Origin of the sequence: Pseudomonas sp. Irchel s3a12 (genome assembly GCF_900187485.1) — a bacterium.
Classification (GTDB): Bacteria; Pseudomonadota; Gammaproteobacteria; order Pseudomonadales; family Pseudomonadaceae; genus Aquipseudomonas; species Aquipseudomonas neuropathica.
In genome coordinates this window covers 120,665-138,954 of sequence record NZ_FYDN01000009.1, presented here as the reverse complement: position 1 = coordinate 138,954, position 18,290 = coordinate 120,665, and the positions used below count along the sequence as shown (strand labels likewise).

The window sequence follows — 18,290 nt, the reverse complement described above, 5'->3', positions numbered from 1 at the left end:
GTAGGAGTGAGCCTGCTCGCGATAGCGGTCTGTCGGACAACGCGGTGTTGACTGGCAGACCGCTATCGCGAGCAGGCTCACTCCTACAGGGTCTTGTGGTGTTTCATTCAGTGCGGCGTTCGGCATCTCTGGTCATGACCAAGCTGAGCAGGACTGAGCCAAGGATCACCCCACCCACCACCGCCAGCGACCATTCCACCGGCATGTGCAGCCACGGCATCAAGACCATCTTGCCGCCGATAAACACCAGCACAATCGCCAGCCCATACTTGAGCAAGTGAAAGCGATCCGCCATGTCCGCCAGCAGGAAATACAGCGCACGCAGGCCCATGATCGCGAAGATATTTGAAGTGAAGACAATGAACGGGTCAGTGGTCACGGCGAATATCGCCGGGATGCTGTCGACCGCAAACATCAAGTCACTGGCCTCGATCAGCACCAGCACCAGAAACATTGGCGTGGCCCAGCGCACGCCGTTCTGCAGGACGAAAAACCGTTCGCCATGAAACCCGCTGGTGATGCGCATATGCCCGCGCACCCAGCGCAGCAACGGATTCTTGTCCAGGTCTGGCTGGTGGTCGGCAAACACCAGCATCTTGATCCCGGTGATGATCAGGAACACGCCGAACGCGTACAGCAGCCACTCGAACTGCGACACCAGCCACACGCCGGCGAAAATCATCACCGCGCGCATCACTATTGCCCCGAGCACGCCGTACAACAGCACCCGTCGCTGTAACTCCGGCGGTACGGCGAAGTAGCTGAAGATCATTACGAAGACGAACATGTTGTCGATCGACAGCGATTGTTCGATCAGATAACCGGTGAGGAATTCGAGGGTTTTCTGCCGGGCGATCTCGGTGCCGAACGCACCGTGCAAATACCACCAGAGCAGCGCCGCGAAACTCAGTGCCAGCAGGCACCAGGCGATGACCCAGGACAAGGCTTCGCGAACCGACACCCGATGCGCCTTGCGCCCACCGAAGACAAACAGGTCCAATGCCAGCATGGCAAGCACGAAGACGATGAAGGCGCCCCACATCCACGGTTCGCCGATATTGATGTTGGTAGGTGGCATGTCACGCTCCCTGTCTATTCTTGGATTGGGGTCAGACGAGGCCATGCTAGCGACGAGTTTGCGGCAAAGAAAAATCGTTTATTTCTACGCAACAGTTCGATAAAAACGAACTATCTGCCCTCGTTATCAGCTCGGGCATTTTTTACGGAGCAATGTTTTCAGCGATGAATACCGACATTCTCGAACCTCAAGCGGTGTGCAGTCCGATCACCAGCAGCGCAATATTCATCGTCGCGACGCTGAATGCCGGGCCTGAAGCAGCGCAAACCGTCAAAGACTGGTGCGGCGATGTCGCCGGGCTGGTGCGCTCGGTTGGCAAGCGCGTCCCGACCGGCAACCTGACCTGCATCTGCGGTTTTTCCTCGAACGCTTGGGATCGCCTGTTTGGCCATCCGCGCCCGGCGTCGCTGCACGATTTTCGCGAGTTTGGCGAGGAAGGGCGGCACGCGCCGGCAACCCCGGGCGATCTGCTGCTGCACATTCGCGCCGATCAAATGGATCTGTGTTTTGAACTGGCCACGCAGATCATGGCGGTTCTCGGCGATGCGGTGACGGTGGTCGACGAAGTGCAAGGTTTTCGCTATTTCGACATGCGCAGCATCATCGGTTTTGTCGACGGCACGGAAAACCCGGTCGGGCGCAAAGCGGTCAACTTCACCATCGTCGGTGACGAAGACCCCGACTTCAGCGGCGGCAGCTACGTGCTGGTGCAGAAATACCTGCACAACATGGCCGCGTGGAACGGCCTGAGCGTTGAAGCACAGGAGCGCGTTATCGGTCGCACCAAGCTCTCCGATATCGAACTGGACGACGCGGCCAAACCGAGCAACTCGCACAGCGCGCTGACCACCATTACCAACGCGGCCGGGGAGGAAGTGAAAATTCTCCGTGACAACATGCCGTTCGGCCGGCCGGGGGCAGGGGAGTTCGGCACCTTCTTCATCGGTTACGCGCGCTCGCCCGAGCCGATCGAGCAGATGTTGGAAAACATGTTCGTCGGCAAGCCACCGGGTAACTACGACAAGTTGCTGGATTTCAGCACCGCCGTCACTGGCAGCCTGTATTTCGTGCCGTCAGCGGACTTGCTGGAAGCACTGGCGGATCGCTGATCAGCGAAAAAACTCACCCGGCGTTTCGCCAAACTGTTGGCGAAACGCGGCGATAAACGCCGAGGTCGAGTCGTAACCACAGGCCAGCGCAACGTCGGTGACGCGTTCGCCTTTTTCCAGCGGTGTCAGCGCACCGAGCAGGCGCAAACGCTGGCGCCATGCGCGGAAGGTCAGGCCGGTGTCACGTTGAAACAGGCGGGTGAGGGTCTTTTCGGTGACGCCGAACTTCTCGCTCCAGTGGCTCAGCGTGGTCTGCTGTTCCGGGTGTTGCTCCAGGCTCTGGTAGATCTGCTTCAAGCGGGCGTCTTGCGGCAACGGCAGCATCAGATCGATCTGCGGCGCCTCGGCCAATTGATCAAGGATGACCTGGGCCAGACGTCCGTGCGGGCCGCTTTGCTCGTATTCCACCGGAACCTCACTGAACGCGCGGATCAATTCCCGGAGCAGGTCGCTGACGCCCAGCACATGGCAGCGCTCAAGCGCCCATCCGGCGACGCTGCAATCGATGTAGAGACTGCGCATTTCCGTGCGAGGCGAGCTGAACACCCGATGCGGCACGCCCGCCGGGATCCACACGGCGCGCTCCGGCGGCGCGACGAAGCGGCCGGCGCTGGTCTGTATTTCGAGTACGCCCTGAATCGCGTAGGACAACTGTACCCACGGGTGGCTGTGGCGTCGGGTCAGGGCGCGATTGGGCAGCGATTCGGTGCGTCCGTAGAGTGGACGCGGCAGGCTGGGCAGCCCGGGAATGCTGCGACGGACGCTTTTCTCATGTCCTTTAGGCGGCATCTTGTGGCCCTTCGGCGTTAGTCGGTAATTGGCCGTCACGTTAGAGTCGTCGGCACGCACTGGCAACCCCCGGATGAACCGACCATGACTCGCCCACGTTTTTTGCCCGATAACTTCACCCTGACGCTGATCGGCGTGGTGCTGCTGGCCAGTTTCCTGCCGGCCAGCGGCCAGGTCGCCGTCGGCTTTGGCTGGTTGACCAACATCGCCATCGCGCTGCTGTTTTTCCTGCACGGCGCCAAGCTTTCCCGCGAGTCGATCATTGCCGGTGCCGGTCACTGGCGCCTGCACTTGCTGGTATTTGGCCTGACCTTTGTGCTGTTCCCGATTCTCGGGCTGGCGCTGAAACCGCTGTTGTCTCCACTGATCGGCGACAAGCTGTACATGGGCATGCTTTACCTGTGCGCACTGCCGGCAACGGTGCAATCGGCGATCGCCTTCACTTCGCTGGCGCGCGGTAATATTCCGGCGGCGATCTGCAGCGCGGCAGCTTCTAGCCTGTTCGGGATTTTCCTCACGCCATTGCTGGTGACGCTGCTGCTCGACGTCCACGGTGATGGCGGATCGACGCTGGATGCGATTCTGAAAATCAGCGTGCAGTTGTTGCTGCCATTCATTGCCGGGCAGATCGCCCGTCGCTGGATCGGCGCGTGGGTGGGGCGCAACAAGAACTGGCTGAAGTTCGTTGATCAGGGTTCGATTCTGTTGGTGGTCTACGGCGCATTCAGTGAAGCGGTCAACGAAGGCATCTGGCATCAGATCCCGCTAGTCGAACTGCTCGGGCTGGTGGTGGTTTGCTGCATCCTGCTGGCGCTGGTCTTGCTGGCGTCGACGCTGCTCGGCAAGGCGTTCGGTTTTAGCCAGGAAGATCGCATCACCATTTTGTTCTGCGGCTCGAAAAAGAGCCTGGCCACCGGTGTGCCGATGGCGCAGGTGTTGTTTGCCGGTAGCACGATTGGTGTGTTGATTCTGCCGTTGATGCTGTTCCATCAGATTCAATTGATGGTCTGCGCGGTGCTCGCTCAGCGTTATGCGAAACGGCCGGAATCGGTGCCGGAGCTGATGGCGCAAGTCGATCCATGATGCTGACCGCCTGGTTCCTCCAACCTCCAACCTCCGACGCCCGGCGACCCATCAGTTCAACCCGTTCGTCCTATTGCGGGAAGTTGCTGCATCTGACTTTGATCAAGGTGTTAGGGCAAGCACAGTGTTGTGTGCAGGGCGAGCAGCTATGGCCCAGATCTGAATTGATCTCATGAGTTCAGGAGTATTTTGTTGGAGCAGCGTTCAAGATGACTTAATGAATGGGGCTGTTGCGCCTATCGGATTGGCACGTTGGTTGTTGCACAGATATGATGAATCAAAGCTTGAATCGCTTCGACGCTTGAATCGGCTGACCGGCCAGTTACCCCTATGACTCCAGGCGGTTTTTTCCCTTCCTGATCCCGACAGGAAGAAGTCATCGTCGCCTGTCTGGATCGATCTTCTATGACATCTCAAGGACATCAAGGCGCAACCGGAACTGTTGCGGAAGATGAACATGCCTCCAGAGCGACTCCCCTCGCCGGATTCGAGTACCAGATAGATGTCTCAGTCTGGCTTGCTCTCGATTTGATTCTGGTATCCCGACAGACCAGAGAGGTGGTGCTCGAGCCGGCAAGTCAGGAAGATCTTGAAGCAGAACTTTCAGGTCAAGAGCCGGGACGGCTCGTGAGTCTGGTGCCGATGGCCGACTATACATTGGTTGTCCAGGCTAAGAGGCGTGAAGGTAATGCCTGGACACCGAAGACGCTCAAAAGCCTGCTTGAATACGGCAGTACAATCAGGCCCAGTGCATCCACTCGGCTGGCCGATCCCCGCTGCCGTTACTTGCTGGTTACCAGTGCGGGCCTGAACGGTGATGCGCAAAAGCTCGGTCGGCGCAGACCGGGAATGTGGCCCGGCCCGGACACATTACCGCAGTTGATCGCTAAGGGCCTCAATCACGACATCACCGGGCGATTTGCTGTCATTGCCAATCAGGACGACGAGCGTCTTCGCGTTGATATTGATCGACTTCTTCGAGAAAGCTGTCGCGTACCCAATGCTCGACTTGAGGCGTGCCTCATCCAGTTGCGAGAAGCCGCTCGTGCCCGAATAGTGCGAGCAGGGGGGGGGCGTTTGGAGCGTCAGGAACTCGAAGACATCATTCGCCGGCATGACGGCTATCTCGCGAGCTCGCCAGAGCTCGAGCATTATGTTTACCCGACTAACTGGTCAGATCTGCGAGCGCAGATGGCACAGAAATCGGCGGCGATTCTGGTCGGCCAATCCGGTACAGGGAAAACCCTTGCGACTCAAATGCTCTATGACGAATTGCGCAAAGTACATCCCGGGCTGACGCGAGTATTGATCAGGCAGGGCCCTTCACAACTGCGCGACGATACGACTCCAGCGCCCGTACTCTACGACATCGAGGATCCGTGGGGGCGGTTCGACTTTGATCAAAATAGTCGCGCGTGGAACGATCAACTCGGCCGTTTTTTCGCCAGTGCCAGAACCGACAGAATGATAATTGCAACGTCGAGACGGGACGTTGCATTAGCATCAGGCTCTTTGGATACGATAAAAAACTGGGAGATCAAACTGGAGGCTGAGCACTACGGTTCGGATCAACGGCACAGGCTCTACACGACTCGAGTAGACAGTTTGCCGCAAGCACAGCAAAAGCTCACTCGTCTGTCTGAAACCCAAGTGCTGGGCGAACTTGCTACGCCGCTAGAAATTCAGAAATTCTTCGATGCCATACGAGCGTTGGATCCTGAGGATTTTCACAGCGATTTTTTTATCGTGAATGAGGCCATTCGTCGTGCACACCAAAACTCGATAGAGCAAACGGTCATTGAGCAGATTGAGGCACGCGGAGATATAGACGCTGCCGCGATACTTTGGGCCCTCCTTGGAACCGGCGACCAAGTGACTCGCTCGATCCTTCTTGTGGTCGAGGATGGTCTATGTGACATGGATGAAAAAAATTCCGCGAATGTCTCTTCGCTGGTTGATTGCTTTGTCGCCGCTCGTAACTTCCGCCAAAACGAAGCAGGTGACCTTACCTATTACCATCCGAGAGTCGAAGCCGGAATCACCCGAGCGCTTGAGAAAAATCGTCGGCAAGTACGGCAGGCGTTGCGTCGACTGATTGATTTTCTGGTTTTGTGCAAGCGTCCAACAATCGAATGGGGCGTTGCAACAGCGGCTCTCATACTTGAACGGGTCGGCACTTCCTTTGCAATTGAACCTGGTGAAGCCGTGCAAGCCAGGATTGATGCATGGCTGGAAGCAAGGCTTATGGAAGGCGGGAAGGAGTTCGAACAGTATCTAAAATGCGCTGCCAATGTGGGGTCCAGCGCGAGCAACGCTGCAGAGGTTGCTCGCTTTTTATTGACTCGAGCCCCAACCGCGTATGCCGGAAGGGATGAGTGGGAAGCGTTGATGCGACCGGCTGAGTGGTATCGCGCGCGCGCGGTTTCAATGTCTACAAAGCCTCTGTTGGAAACGTTCATACGAACACTGTTGCCGATTGATTTTGCTAGTTATCCGGCAAACTTCGCCCAAGAACTTTCAAAATTTGTACACGGTCTGGAGTCTGCTTTTATGGATGCTGCACGCGCAGTAGTTCAGGCCGGCGACTTGTTTTCGCATGACGCTATTGCTTATGGCGCGCTTCAGGACTTCGACGGGTTCGAAGAAATAGTTGATTTGGCAGTGAGCTTTCTGACGCCAACGGAGGACGACCTTCGCAAACGTGCGATAGATTACCTTGATGTGGTCAACTGCGTTTATGACGAGGAGCATGAGTTCTTTCTTCACGACAATGACCAAGGGCAGGCGGCCCGTCAGTTTCTCGAAGCATATGTCAATGTCGCTCGTGCCAAACGAAACTGGGAATGTTTGGCGCGTCACCGGCATATAAAATGGCTTAGGCATCATTGGCTGTGGAGTTTCTCTAGAGATGTTCGCTTGCATTCACTGGACGATGACGAACTTGCTGCAGCCTTCGCTGTTGGATACGGGACAGAGGAGGAGGAATACCTCTGGTTGGCGTTATTGTCAGACTGGAAAGAGCAATACAGTGTTGCCCTTCACACGCGGCTGCGTGAAGGGGCGTCGACGTTTGCCGTCGACTCTTCAGCATTGGCTTGCGTTTTAAGGAATGATCAACAGGGCTGGCGGGAGCTTTTGGCTTATCTGAGACAAGAGCGGAATGTTGAGCGATTTGTAAATATCGGGCGAGGGCTCGCGCATCTTCATTGCGATGAAACCCAAAAAGGCCAGAACGCGCTGGCTGAGGCGGCTCGGATGCAATTACCTGCGCCGTTCAACGAAATCTGCGCTGCGGAAATCGAGCTGAAGAAAGAAAAACGGGTCGTTCTTTCGCAAACAGCGCTGCAAACGTTGCAAGGTATTGAGAATGCAGACGCTTTGATACGCTCCCTCCGGTTGCAACTGGATGCACACTGTCCGCTATTCATCGAGCCGGATGTGTGCTGGGCATTAGAGACAAGCTATGACTTCGACACGGTTGTGAACGCGGTATCGGCAGCTATCCGGCATGGGATGGCATCATATGTGAACGCTGCTTTGAAAAACCAGTTCGCGCATGCCGTAGCGATGGCGCTCGGTGCCATTGCCTCATCGCTGGAGGGGCCTTTGCCGGCGTACCTGCTGGATCTTGCAAACCATCGAGGGAGCCCGGTTCGATTGACTTTGGCAGAAGCGCTCTGTGCAAATGTTCATCCTTCCTATCAGCAAACGCTGATCAAGCTTGCCAAGGATCAATGGTGTCAGAGTGACCTGTACCCCAATTCGGAGTATCCAATAGCGCGGGTTGCAATTGCTGGACTCATCGAACTTGGCGGGGTCGAGTATCGTGACGGTCTCGAGCTGTGGAGCAAGGCCATACTTTCCTCAGACGATGAAGTGCTCGCCGGTATTTTCCGCGTGCTGGCGAACTCTGGTGCAAATCTACAACGAATGCTTTTTGATTGGGCAATGACACCGGATACAGGCCGTTCGCAATCTGCTGCTATTGTTGCTCTCCTGGATTCACGCGAATCTATCGATCAGCGACTGATCGAAGAGTTTAGCGCCGACCAGATCGCTACGTGCCATGCACTGGGGGCGGGTCTTCTAGCAGTGCTTCTGGGGGAGCGAGGTTCTGTTGTATCAGTACAGCGGCTAGCAAAGGATTTGGCAATTAACCGCGTGCGTAGTTCTCTTTTATTTCTCGTAGCGGGCGTGCTGAATAAACGCGATCCTGTTGTTGCGAGGGAAATAGTGCAGTGGGTTACCTCCGATCCGGAAGTATTGGATTGGGCCCTGTCATGCACGACTACTACCATTGATGAAGCCCGGATTGCGGAGTTCGGGGAACCAGAGATCATTTCTCAGATCCGGCGGTATAAAACTCGGCTCAGTAATTAAATCCGCCCGAATACTTCACCGCGGCTGCCCGCGAGGGCACGTTCAATGTGCGCAACAACGACGACACATGAATCCGCACCGTGAACGGCGAAATATCCAGTTCACGGGCGATTTCCTTGTTGGTCTTGCCTTGGGCGATCAAGCGCAGCACGTCTTGCTGACGAGGCGTAAGGGCGGCGCCGGTTTCCAGCGGCAGCAAGCCGGACGGCGCAAACTTCACCAGCACCTCACCTTCACGAATCGCCAGAATCGCCTGACCGATTTCATCGGGGGCAATGTTTTTGCCGATAAAACCGTCAATGCCAGCGGTCATGACTTCGCTGATCAGCGACTCATCATCGACCATCGACACCACAATCAGCGTGGTACGCGGCAAGCGTCGACGCAGTTCGGCGAGCTGGCTCACACACGTGAGCCCGGGGAAGCGCAAGTCGAGAATCAATGTGTCCGGCTCGCCCAAAGGCAGCAGCGCCAATACGGCGTCGAGATCGCCCGCTTCTTCGATAACGGCTTCGGGCAGCAACCGCTGCACCGTGCGCAGCATCGCCTCGCGAAACAGCGGGTGATCGTCGGCTATGATAATTCGGCAGGTCATGGCTTGACCCTCCCTGGGTCAGGCGTTACTCAAGGCTTGCACCTTAGCACCGGGCGCGAAGGTTGCCTGTAGGCTGATTCGGAAACTGACGATTGCCGCACAAGGACGTTTAACCATGAAGTTCGAGAAAAACACCGAACTCGATCAGGCCAACCTGCGCATCATCATTGCCAGTATTGCCGTGGTTTACATGCTGATACTGGGTTTTTTGCCAGGCCAGCGCTTCGATACATACCTGCCGATCATTACCTACATCATTGTGTTTTTGTTGGCCTCGATCGCCCTGCGTCAGGCGATTGCGCGCTGGCCAGGGCATTACCCGGCGCGACGGATTTTCGCCATGATCCATGATTACACCGGTACCTGCTTTGGTCTGGTGGTGGGCGGCGAGATGGCGTTGCCGCTGTACGCGGTGATCATCTGGGTCAACCTCGGCAATGGCATGCGCTATGGCTCGCGCTATCTGGCGATTGCCACGGCGCTGGCGCTGCTGGCATTGCTGTGTGTTTATCGCCTGACGCCGGTGTGGCAGGCGCAACCGTTCATGGTGTTGATGCTGATGCTCACCAGCACGGTGATTCCGTTCTATGCGCACTTGTTGCTGGAACGCACGCGTAAGGCCTCCGAAGAGGCGGTGGCGGCGAATCTGGAAAAGTCGCGGTTTCTCGCTCAGGCCAGTCATGATTTGCGTCAGCCGATTCATTCCATCGGTCTGTTTACTGCCTGTCTGCGTGAGTCGAGACTGGGCGAGGAGGAACGGCGCTTGGTCGACAATATCGACCGTTCGTTGCTCAACGTTTCGCAACTGTTCCGCTCGATTCTCGATCTGTACACCCTTGATAACGGCCGGGTTCTGCCCAAACTGCAAACCCTCAATTTAGGGGAATGGCTCGCGGATCTGATTCGCCAGAACGCTGAAGCCGCGCGTTGGGCCGGGGTCGAATTGCATGTGCGCCCCTGTGAATATTGGGTGCGCACGGATCCGGCGTTGCTCGCGACCATGGTCCAGAACGTACTGTCCAACTGCTTCAAATACGGTGCGCATCGGCCGGTATTGATCGGTGTGCGTCGGCACGGGGCAGGGCTGTCAATCGTTGTTTATGACCGTGGCAACGGTATCGCCGAGGAGCATCAGGCCAAGGTGTTCGAGGAGTTTTATCGGGTACGGCAAGTGCGCGACAAAGACGTCGAAGGCGTGGGCTTGGGGCTGTCGATCGTCAAGCGTCTGGGTGAGTTGATTGGTGTCGGCGTTACTCTGCGTTCGCGGCTTGGGCGCGGAACAGCGGTGACTTTGTACGGGTTGCCGATCGCCGCGCCAGCGCCGTTAACGGTCAATCGGAATGAGGCGCGCCAAGTCGGTTTGCTGACCGGGCTGAAGGTGTGCCTGGTGGAAGATGACCGCAATGTGCTGCTGGCGACTTCAGCGTTGCTGGAGCGCTGGGGCTGTGTGGTTCAGGCCGAGTTGACGGCTCAGGATCTGGTCACCGACTGCGACATCATCGTCGCCGACTATGACCTCGGCACCCATGCCACCGGCATCGAATGTATTGATGATGTGCGCAGGCAGCGCGGTTGGGCGGTACCGGCGATGATCATCACCGGGCATGACGTCGAGAAAATCCAGGCAGCCCTGCACGACCGCGACATCGCCATCCTGTCCAAACCGGTACGCCCGGCCGAACTGCGCGCGACCTTGCGAGCCCTGCGCGATCGCCAGCCCGAACCCACCGAAAATGCCTTGTAGGTGTCCATGGGGCTGTAGGAGCTGCGGCACGCTGCGATCTTTGATGTTGATGAGAAGGGCAAGATCAAAAGATCGCAGCCTCGTTGCACTCGACAGCTCCTACAGGGTCAAGCGTCTAGCGTTTGCACAGGTAATCCTGGGTGATGGTGGTTTGCAGGCAGTTGTATTGGCCCATGGTGCGGCAGATGTTTTTCTCCGAGCCGGTCACTTCGGCGTTCTTGTAGCCCCAGGTCTTGCAGCGTTGTGCGGCGACGGTCAGGCCTTGTTCGGCGCTGGTCTGGCCGCTTTCGAATTGGCCCAGTTCATAGGAGACCTGGACGATGCCATCGTTTTTGCTGCCGCCAGTGGCTTCCCATTGTTTTGGCGTGGCGCAGGCAGTGAGGAAAAGGGCGCTGAGGGTGAGTGTCGCGATCAAGATTTTCATGAGCAAACGGAGTCCTTTACCGGGCGGAGAAGTTATTGCAGTGGGATTGGCGAGGCGCCTTTCGGCAGGCACGACAGCGGCGGCGACATCATGCCCATGCTGGCCACGGCGATGATTACGCCGCTGGGCAATTCACAGTTGTATTCCCCGGCCGGGGTGTACGCGGTGTAGTAGGTGAGGGTGCTGTCGTTGCGGATGTTGTCGATTTTCGACACCGGTTTACCGATCACCGTCTGAGCGCGTTCTTTCATGCTCGCTTCAGTCGGTTTCACGGTCTGGCAGCCGGCCACGCTGAGCAGCACGGCACCGAATACGGCGATTTTGGTAAGGTTTGCATGGAGTTTCATGGTGTTTCTTCCTTGGTGTTGTTCTGATTTCCAGGCACAACGATCCCGCACGCTGCGAACTGGCAACGTTGAGGAACATCGGGGGTTGCGGGGGAATATAACGCCAGCGGACAGGCCGGTCGATTAGCACAAATGTGCTAGTGCGGCGCTCAACAGGCAGCTCGCTAAAACCGCCTGTTGCGCCGAAGGAGGATTACTGTGGACTGTTGAACTGGTCGGAATAACTGCCGGTCATCAGTGCGGAGGCGACGCGATCAGAACCAACGCCGACACGAGAATAGGCAAACCGGTTGATGCCGGTGCGATCGGCGCCATCTGCCGCCAATGCGCCTGCACCGACATGATCGGCACCATCAGAAGCGACTGCGCCCGCGCCAACATGATCGGCGCCATCAGAAGCGACCGCGCCTGCACCGACATGATCGGCACCATCAGAAGCGACTGCGCCCGCACCGACATGATCGGCACCATCAGAAGCGACTGCGCCCGCACCGACATGATCAGCACCATCAGAAGCGACTGCGCCAGCGCCGACATGGTCAGCACCGTCGGAAGCTACAGCACCCGCGCCGACATGATCAGCACCATCAGAAGCGACCGCGCCCGCGCCGACATGATCAGCACCATCAGAAGCCACGGCGCCTGCACCGACATGATCAGCACCGTCGGAGGCTACCGCGCCTGCACCGACATGATCGGCACCATCGGAAGCCACCGCACCTGCACCGACATGATCGGCACCATCGGAAGCCAACGCTCCGGCCCCGACATGATCCGATCCATCGGAAGCCAACGCCTGCGGTTGTGCAGCCCAGACATTGGGCACCACCACGGTCGCCACGACCGCCAGAAGCACGCCTGACAACAGCTTGTGTTTCATAGTTTTCTCCATGACCCGGCAGCCACAAAGCGATAAGGCATCGTCCGCCGCTTGTTCGCTGGCGTTATGACTCATTGGCCTGGGTCAGTCTGGTGGGCGAAAGGCACGGGCACACCGTCAGGCGTGCGGGTGTCGACAGAATCATGATCGAACTGATTGAGTATAGATCGCGATAGCGAGGCGGTACGGCGGGGGGATCGGCGGCCTTTAGGCGCTTATCTTCCTGCCCGTTTTGAGCAAAGCTCAAATCAGTCTAAAAACTCTGATTCAAGTCCACGAGGCTTTGCTAGGCTCAAAGATGTAGGCGAAGACGCAGACTGATGCGCAATCGGATAGCAAGGGGGCGTGGGGCGCGCTCCGAAAGGTACACGGTTAGAAAGATCTCCGCGCTGAGATCCAGCCCTTATGCCGTGTGAAGCAGCCGAGGCACTAACTTTCAATTTGACCCGGTACTGTGGGAAGCCCGATAAACCTTGTAAGCCAGAGACCAGCACTGGCCGCCTGCTCGAACACCAAAGCCCGCTACGTGCGGGCTTTGTCGTTCCTGCCAGGTCAGATCGATTGCAGCGCCTGCGCCAGATCGGCACGCAGGTCTTCGACGTCTTCGACGCCCACCGACAGACGCACCAGGCCATCGCCAATCCCCAGTTTCGCCCGGGTATCAGCCGGAATGGTCGCGTGAGTCATGATCGCCGGATGCTCGATCAGGCTCTCCACACCGCCCAGACTTTCCGCCAACGCAAAGATCTTCACGTTCTCCAAAAACCGCCGCGCACCTGCCAGATCGCTGTTCAGATCAACAGAAATCATCCCGCCAAAACCACGCATCTGGCGCTTGGCTAACTCATGCTGTGGATGCGACGGCAGCCCTGGATAGTAGACACGTTTGACCTGCGGCTGCTGCTCCAGCCACTGCGCCAGATCCAGTGCGTTGCTGCAATGACGTTCCATGCGCAGGGCCAAAGTCTTCACCCCGCGCAGGGTGAGAAATGCATCGAACGGCCCGGCAATCGCACCGACCGCGTTCTGCAAGAAGCCCAGCCTCTCGGCCAGTTCTTGGTTCTGGCCGACCACGGCGATGCCGCCGATTACATCGGAGTGACCGTTCAGGTACTTGGTGGTCGAGTGCAGCACGATGTCGAAACCCAGCTCCAGCGGCCGCTGGATATACGGGCTGGCAAAGGTGTTGTCGGCCACGCTGATGATCCCGCGAGCGCGGCAGATACGGGCGATAGCGGCGAGGTCCGACAGGCTCAGCAGCGGGTTGGTCGGTGACTCGACAATCACTAGGCGGGTGTCGTCCTGCAGCGCCGCTTCGAACGCCGCCAGGTCAGTCAGATCGACGTAGCTGAAACGGTGTCCGGCACTGCGCTGACGGACCTTGTCGAACAGGCGGAACGTGCCGCCGTACAAGTCATTGCCGGAGATCACGTGCGAACCGGCATCGATCAGTTCGAGCACCGTGGAAATCGTTGCCAGCCCGGAGGCGAACGCGAACGCCTGGGTGCCGCCTTCCAGGTCCGCCACGCAACGCTCCAGGGCAAAACGCGTCGGGTTGTGCGAGCGCCCGTAATCGAAACCCTTGTGCACGCCGGGGCTGTCTTGCAGATAGGTGGAGTTGGCGTAGATCGGCGGCATCAGCGCGCCGGTGGTCGGATCCGGCGTCTGCCCGGCGTGGATCACCCGGGTCGCGAAGCCTTGGGATTTGTCGTCGTGCTGACTCATGCGAGGGATCTCCGTAATTGGTTGAGCATGTCGGTGCGGGTAATCAGGCCATGGAAGCCCGATGCATCGGCAATGATCGCGACGAGGCCACGGCTGAGCACCGCTTCCAGCTCAGCAAGGCTGGCGCCAGGGGCGAGGGTCTGCAGTTTGTCGGTCATCACGCTGGACACTGATTGGCTGAAGCGGGCGGCGTCTTCGTGCACCGCCAGCAGGATGTCCGACTCGTCGATCACGCCGACCAGTTGCTTGCCTTCCACCAGCACTGGCAATTGTGAGACATCCGCCAGGCGCATGCGCTGGAACGCGGTCAGCAGAGTGTCGTCGGGGCCGACACTGATCACGCGGCCGTCCTCGAAACGCCGGGCGATCAGGTCGCGCAAATCGCCGTAGCCCTTGCGCTGCAACAGGCCCTGATCGGTCATCCACTGGTCGTTGTAAACCTTCGACAGGTAGCGCGTGCCGGTGTCGCAAACGAAGCTGACCACACGTTTCGGCTCGGTCTGTTCGCGGCAGTAACGCAGCGCCGCAGCGAGCAGAGTGCCGGTCGACGAGCCGCCGAGAATGCCTTCGGCCTTGAGCAATTGGCGGGCGTGAGCGAAGCTTTCTTCATCGCTGATCGAATAGGCGTGGCGCACGCTGGAGAGGTCGGTGATCGACGGAATGAAGTCCTCGCCGATGCCTTCCACCGCCCATGAACCGGGCTTGGGCAGAGAGCCGTCGCGGCTGTATTGCGCCATCACCGAACCGACCGGGTCGGCTAGGACCATTTCCAGATCCGGCTGCACGCGTTTGAAGAAGCGGCTCAGGCCCGTCAGCGTACCGGCCGAACCGACACCGACGACGATTGCGTCCAGGTCATGTTCGGTCTGCGCCCAGATCTCCGGCGCGGTGCTGCATTCGTGGGCCAGCGGGTTGGCCGGGTTGTTGAACTGGTCGGCGAAAAATGCGCCGGGAATATCTTTCGCCAAACGTGCGGCGACATCCTGGTAATACTCGGGATGACCCTTGCCGACGTCGGAGCGGGTGATGTGCACTTCAGCGCCCATGGCCTTCAAGTGCAGGACTTTCTCGGTGGACATTTTGTCCGGCACCACCAGCACCACGCGATAACCTTTGGCGCGCCCAACCAGTGCCAGGCCCAGGCCGGTGTTGCCGGCGGTGGCTTCGACGATGGTGCCGCCGGGTTGCAGACGACCATCACGCTCGGCAGCGTCGATCATGGCCAGACCGATACGGTCCTTGATCGAACCACCGGGGTTCTGCGATTCGAGCTTGAGAAACAGTGTGCACGGGCCAGTATCGAAACGAGTGACTTGAACCAGCGGAGTGTTGCCTATCAGCCCAAGTACGGCAGGGCGTGATTCCTTTGACATTTCTTCACCTCTTAATGGTGTTGATTGCGTTCCAATCGCGGGGAAAAGACTCGCGTGCAACATAGGCTCAGACATCCTCTGTCGCAACCTTTAGTCGGCCGCAAATGCTGCCATTTCGATCTAACGATAGATCGAAATCAGAGACCTGCCGGGGCGGGTTCGAGTGCGTTTACACAGAGGCGTCATTGAGTTTTCAAAGGGCGTCTTCATGGCGACGAACAGCTTGAATTGGCGAGAAAATCCCCGGCGCAAAAAACCGTTCAGCCTTCACGCGCGCTCTCGGCTCCGGAGTGTTTACAAGCGACAAGCAGCAATATTTTTATCATGAGGGAAACTCGTGTTGATCACGATTAAAATGAGTTTGTCTCACTAGCGACCGATGCCGACAATGGCCGCCATCAACAGGACATTGGAGTTGTTTGTTATGGCACTGGCCCATTCCCTTGGATTTCCGCGCATCGGTCGCGACCGCGAACTGAAGAAAGCGCAAGAGGCGTTCTGGAAAGGAGAACTGAACGAGGCCGGCCTGCGAGATGTTGGCCGTGAGCTGCGCAAGGCCCACTGGGACTTGCAGAAAAACGCCGGTATGGAATTGCTGCCGGTCGGCGATTTCGCCTGGTACGACCAGGTCCTGACGCACTCGCTGATGTTTGGCGTGATCCCTGAGCGTTTCCGTCCACACGACGGCAAAGCCACTCTGCAGACCCTGTTCGGCATGGCCCGTGGCGTCAGCGACAGTTGCTGCGGCGGTGCCCACGCCCAGGAAATGACCAAGTGGTTCGACACCAACTACCACTACCTCGTCCCGGAATTCAGTGCTGATCAACAGTTCCAGCTGGGTTGGGATCAGTTGTTCGAAGAAGTCGAAGAAGCCCGTGCGCTGGGCCACAACGTCAAACCAGTGATTATCGGCCCACTGACGTATCTATGGCTGGGCAAGGCCAAAGGTGCGGAGTTCGACAAGCTGGAACTGCTCGATCGCCTGCTGCCGCTGTACGGCCAGATCTTCGCGCGCCTCGCCGCTCAAGGCGTGGAATGGGTGCAGATCGACGAGCCGATTCTGGTGCTTGATCTGCCGCAGGAATGGAAGAACGCGTTCGAGCGTGCCTACAACCAGATTCAGCGTGATCCACTGAAGAAACTGCTCGCTACTTACTTTGGTGGTCTGGAAGAAAATCTTGGTCTGGCGGCGAACCTGCCGGTCGATGGTCTGCACATTGATCTGGTGCGCGCACCGGAGCAGTACCCGACCATTCTCGATCGTCTGCCGGCCTACAAAGTGTTGTCCCTGGGCGTGGTCAACGGGCGGAATGTCTGGCGCTGCGATCTGGAAAATGCCTTGGCGACGTTGCGCCATGCTCATGAGCGTCTGGGTGAGCGTTTGTGGGTCGCGCCGTCCTGTTCGCTGCTGCACAGCCCGGTGGATCTGGGCCGTGAAGACAAACTCGATGCCGAGCTGAAAAGCTGGCTGGCCTTTGCCGTTCAGAAGTGTGAAGAAGTGGCTGTTCTGACGCATGCCGTCAATCAGCCGGAAGCGCCGAAAGTGCTGCGAGCATTGACTGAAAGCCGGTCGGTGCAGGCCGCTCGCGCTGCTTCGCCGCGCATTCACAAACCTGCGGTTCAGGCGCGGGTTGCGGCGATCACGGCCAAGGACAGCCAGCGTCAGTCGCTGTTTGCCCAGCGCATCGCCAAACAGCGCGCGGGTCTTGATCTACCACTGTTCCCGACCACGACGATCGGTTCGTTCCCGCAAACCGCGTCGATCCGCCTCGCTCGCCAGTCGTTCAAACAGGGCAAGCTGACCGAAGCTGAATACACTGAAGCCATGTACAGCGAGATCCGCCACGCAGTGGAAATCCAGGAGCGTCTGGGCCTCGATGTACTGGTACACGGTGAGGCCGAGCGTAACGACATGGTCGAGTACTTCGCCGAGCAACTGGATGGCTACGTGTTCACCCGTTTCGGCTGGGTGCAGAGCTACGGTTCGCGTTGCGTGAAACCGGCGGTGATCTTCGGCGACCTCAGCCGCCCGAAAGCCATGACGGTCGAGTGGATCCGCTACGCCCAAGGTCTGACCGACAAGGTCATGAAAGGCATGCTGACCGGCCCGGTGACCATGCTGATGTGGTCGTTCCCGCGTGAAGACGTCAGCCGTGAAGTGCAGGCCCGGCAACTGGCGCTGGCGATCCGCGATGAAGTGGTCGATCTGGAAGCCGCCGGCATCAAGATCGTGCAGATCGACGAAGCGGCGTTCCGTGAAGGTCTGCCGTTGCGTCAGGCGCAGTGGCAGCCTTATCTGGACTGGGCGACGGAAGTATTCCGTCTGTGCGCCTCGGGCGTGCGCGACGAAACGCAGATCCATACGCACATGTGCTACAGCGAATTCAACGATGTGATCGAGTCCATCGCGGCGATGGATGCCGACGTGATCACTATCGAAACCTCGCGTTCCGACATGGAGTTGCTGGATGCCTTCGAAGCCTTCGCTTATCCGAACGAAATCGGCCCGGGTGTCTACGACATCCACTCGCCACGCATCCCGGATGCTTCGGAAATGGCTAATTTGCTGCGCAAGGCTGCCAAGCGGATTCCGGCCGAGCGGCTGTGGGTCAACCCGGATTGCGGTTTGAAAACCCGTGGCTGGCCAGAGACTGAGGCGGCGCTGGTGCACATGGTTACCGCCGCCCGGCAGCTGCGTAAAGAGCTGGCGTAACGCTCGGGTTGCATGAAATAAAACACCTGTGGGAGCGAGCCTGCTCGCGA

At 58.3% G+C, this 18,290-nt stretch carries 14 protein-coding genes; 6 read left to right on the top strand and 8 right to left on the bottom strand.

The window, feature by feature from the left end; translation table 11 throughout:
- Positions 1–103: 103 nt before the first annotated feature.
- The gene (locus CKW14_RS16675) at positions 104–1,078 is read right to left on the bottom strand and encodes a TerC family protein (RefSeq protein WP_095125687.1); all 975 of its coding nucleotides are present in this window, start codon (positions 1,076–1,078) and stop codon (positions 104–106) included.
- Positions 1,079–1,242: 164 nt separating this feature from the next.
- Here CKW14_RS16675 and CKW14_RS16670 point away from each other — a divergent pair, with 164 nt between their 5' ends.
- On the top strand, positions 1,243–2,187 hold the full coding sequence (locus CKW14_RS16670; protein ID WP_095050071.1) for a Dyp-type peroxidase: 945 nt from the start codon (positions 1,243–1,245) through the stop codon (positions 2,185–2,187).
- Here the strand turns inward: CKW14_RS16670 and CKW14_RS16665 are convergent, their stop codons facing one another.
- Positions 2,188–2,976, bottom strand: coding sequence for a helix-turn-helix domain-containing protein (locus CKW14_RS16665; protein WP_095125686.1), 789 nt, complete (start codon positions 2,974–2,976; stop codon positions 2,188–2,190).
- Positions 2,977–3,060: 84 nt separating this feature from the next.
- Here CKW14_RS16665 and CKW14_RS16660 point away from each other — a divergent pair, with 84 nt between their 5' ends.
- Positions 3,061–4,059, top strand: a complete 999-nt coding sequence (locus CKW14_RS16660) for a bile acid:sodium symporter family protein (protein WP_007910866.1) — start codon at positions 3,061–3,063, stop codon at positions 4,057–4,059.
- 405 nt (positions 4,060–4,464) lie between these two features.
- Entirely contained in the window at positions 4,465–8,439 is a 3,975-nt protein-coding gene (locus CKW14_RS16655) for a hypothetical protein (RefSeq protein ID WP_095125685.1), read from the top strand.
- Here the strand turns inward: CKW14_RS16655 and CKW14_RS16650 are convergent.
- Positions 8,429–9,034, bottom strand: a complete 606-nt coding sequence (locus CKW14_RS16650; protein ID WP_095125684.1) for a response regulator transcription factor — start codon at positions 9,032–9,034, stop codon at positions 8,429–8,431. The two genes, CKW14_RS16655 and CKW14_RS16650, sit on opposite strands and share 11 nt — an antisense overlap.
- 115 nt (positions 9,035–9,149) lie before the next feature.
- Between CKW14_RS16650 and CKW14_RS16645 the strand changes: the two genes are divergently transcribed.
- Complete coding sequence (locus CKW14_RS16645; RefSeq protein ID WP_007949861.1) at positions 9,150–10,778, top strand: hybrid sensor histidine kinase/response regulator; 1,629 nt, start codon at positions 9,150–9,152, stop codon at positions 10,776–10,778.
- 115 nt (positions 10,779–10,893) lie between these two features.
- On the opposite strand, the gene yecR is transcribed toward CKW14_RS16645, so the two are convergent.
- The 3 genes from yecR to CKW14_RS29980 all read right to left on the bottom strand — a co-directional run bounded on the left by yecR (position 10,894) and on the right by CKW14_RS29980 (position 12,086).
- A complete protein-coding gene (yecR, locus tag CKW14_RS16640; protein WP_095125683.1) occupies positions 10,894–11,202 on the bottom strand; it encodes a YecR family lipoprotein in 309 nt (102 codons plus the stop codon).
- A 32-nt stretch (positions 11,203–11,234) separates the two neighbouring features.
- Positions 11,235–11,549 carry a hypothetical protein gene (locus CKW14_RS16635; RefSeq protein ID WP_095125682.1) on the bottom strand — a complete coding sequence of 105 codons (315 nt, stop codon included), beginning with the start codon at positions 11,547–11,549 and terminating at the stop codon, positions 11,235–11,237.
- 234 nt (positions 11,550–11,783) lie between these two features.
- On the bottom strand, positions 11,784–12,086 hold the full coding sequence (locus CKW14_RS29980) for a hypothetical protein (RefSeq protein WP_176471297.1): 303 nt from the start codon (positions 12,084–12,086) through the stop codon (positions 11,784–11,786).
- Here CKW14_RS29980 and CKW14_RS29975 point away from each other — a divergent pair.
- A complete protein-coding gene (locus CKW14_RS29975; protein ID WP_176471296.1) occupies positions 12,085–12,411 on the top strand; it encodes a hypothetical protein in 327 nt (108 codons plus the stop codon). The two genes, CKW14_RS29980 and CKW14_RS29975, sit on opposite strands and share 2 nt — an antisense overlap.
- Positions 12,412–12,981: 570 nt before the next feature.
- On the opposite strand, the gene CKW14_RS16625 is transcribed toward CKW14_RS29975, so the two are convergent.
- Positions 12,982–14,154, bottom strand: coding sequence for a cystathionine gamma-synthase (locus CKW14_RS16625; RefSeq protein WP_095125681.1), 1,173 nt, complete (start codon positions 14,152–14,154; stop codon positions 12,982–12,984).
- Positions 14,151–15,527: a cystathionine beta-synthase gene (locus CKW14_RS16620; protein ID WP_093437711.1), complete on the bottom strand. Its 1,377-nt coding sequence runs from the start codon at positions 15,525–15,527 to the stop codon at positions 14,151–14,153. Before CKW14_RS16620 ends, CKW14_RS16625 begins: the two co-directional genes overlap by 4 nt.
- Positions 15,528–15,951: 424 nt before the next feature.
- Between CKW14_RS16620 and metE the strand changes: the two genes are divergently transcribed.
- Positions 15,952–18,240 carry a 5-methyltetrahydropteroyltriglutamate--homocysteine S-methyltransferase gene (metE, locus tag CKW14_RS16615; protein WP_095125680.1) on the top strand — a complete coding sequence of 763 codons (2,289 nt, stop codon included), beginning with the start codon at positions 15,952–15,954 and terminating at the stop codon, positions 18,238–18,240.
- Positions 18,241–18,290: the final 50 nt, after the last annotated feature.